This is a genomic window from Novacetimonas pomaceti (assembly GCF_003207955.1).
Classification (GTDB): domain Bacteria; phylum Pseudomonadota; class Alphaproteobacteria; order Acetobacterales; family Acetobacteraceae; genus Novacetimonas; species Novacetimonas pomaceti.
In genome coordinates this window covers 1-1,631 of record NZ_NOXG01000087.1, presented here as the reverse complement: position 1 = coordinate 1,631, position 1,631 = coordinate 1, and the positions used below count along the sequence as shown (strand labels likewise).

Annotated in this window: 1 protein-coding gene; it reads right to left on the bottom strand. The window is 63.0% G+C overall.

The genetic code is table 11. The annotated features are described in order from the left end of the window. Positions 1-166: 166 nt before the first annotated feature. Positions 167-1,510: an IS1380 family transposase gene (locus CFR71_RS15700; RefSeq protein ID WP_110532239.1), complete on the bottom strand. Its 1,344-nt coding sequence runs from the start codon at positions 1,508-1,510 to the stop codon at positions 167-169. Between the last annotated feature and the right edge of the window lie 121 nt (positions 1,511-1,631).

Here is a 1,631-nt window from a genome sequence, read left to right as displayed (position 1 = left end):
TAGCCCATCTTATTCACGGCATTGAGTATTTTGCGTGGATTTTTCCGTTTCTATGGTTTGGGCGCGCGGGATCGCACCGGGTTGAGGCGGTGTCATTTTGAAACGGTGGATGGCTGCGGCTGGGGTTGCGAGGACGGGGCACGTTCGGGGGCGATAGCCCCGTCTGTCACGGGCCGGCAGCCTGCATAGAGATGGCGAGACTGCGGAACAGCGCCGCTTCGGGACAGGCTGCGGCAAACGCGATACGGACACGGGTCGCGGTTTCCAGGATACGCCCGGCGATTTTCAGAAGACGATTTCGTAACGTGGTGAACTCGGCCGAGGCGAGCGGCTGTGGGGCTGGGATGGCGTCCCGCAGGGTGAGCATCAGCCAGTATGCGGCAGTGTGCAGCACCAGGCGGACCTGGTTGGCCAGTGGCGATCGACAGCTTGTGCGGTCGGATGCCAGTTGGCCCTTGTGACGCTTGATCAGGTTTTCGGCCTGTCCACGGGCACAGTAGAGGGCACCGTAGAGCCATTCGGCGTTGCCGCCTCGCAGGCTGGTGACCACGCAGCGTATGTCGAGCCCCAGCGTCGTGGCTTCGATCCGGGCGGCCACGCGCCGCTGTTGCTTCCAGGATTTCGCGCCATAACGGATTTCGGCATAGCCGCGCAGGGATTGCGCCCGCGTCTCGGCACGCCGGACGCGGATGTCATCGGCCGAGGGTTCGAGAAGCCGGTGCAGCACGCTGTTGCCCGGCAGGCCGAAGATATAATCGACGTCATGCGCCTCGCACCAGGCCATGACTTCGGGACGTCCGTAATGACCATCCCCACGAATGGTCAGCCGGGTGTTGGGCCAGTGGCTGCGGATACGGCGGATCAGACGACGCAGGTGACCGCGAATTTCCTGTCCGGACGGGGTCTTGCCCGGGCGGATGATAATGGCAACCGGCCTCGACGTGGCGGCATCGTAAACATGGATCGGCATAAAGCACCGCTCGTCATGATGCGCGTTGAACAGGGCGAGTTGCTGATGACCGTGCACCACATCGACCGTATCGTCGATGTCGAGCGTCACCGCGGCGGGTGGCCGGGCGTAGCTGTCGCACCATGTATCGACCAGGGCATAGGTCAGGCGAATGACCTCGCGCAAAGTCGGGGCGTTCTCCCAACGCGAGATCGTGGGTTGCGAGCACAGATCCCGACCCGTATCGGGCAGTCGTCCGCAGGCGAGCTTGAAACCCGGATCGCACCGCAGGTGATCGAGGTCGTCGGCGTCCTCGTAGCCGCAGGCAATGGCCAGCATACGGGCGCGCAGAATATCGGCCACGCCGTGTGCCACCCGTCGCGGATTGCGTGGATCGGCTATGAGCCGGGCGAGGCGATCGGCCATGCCGATCCGCCGCTCGGCGGCAGCCAGCAACAGGACACCACCATCCGAGGTGATCCGGCCACCATCAAAATCAGCCGTGATTTTCTTGTGTCGGATGGCTGGAAACAGGAACGGCTGGCTCGTATCGTCGGACATGGCGGGTGTGGCTCGGCGTGATCGGAGAAACGGATGGCTTTGACACCCAATTCGTAAACCCAATCAAAAGTTTAGGCGATACCCGCCGCCCAGTCTCGACCGCCCCCGTGAATAAGATGGG

Coding starts and splice junctions, on each gene's coding strand:
- CFR71_RS15700 (WP_110532239.1), bottom strand. CDS start 1,510: ATGTCCGACGATACGAGCCAGCCGTTCCTGTTTCCAGCCATCCGACAC.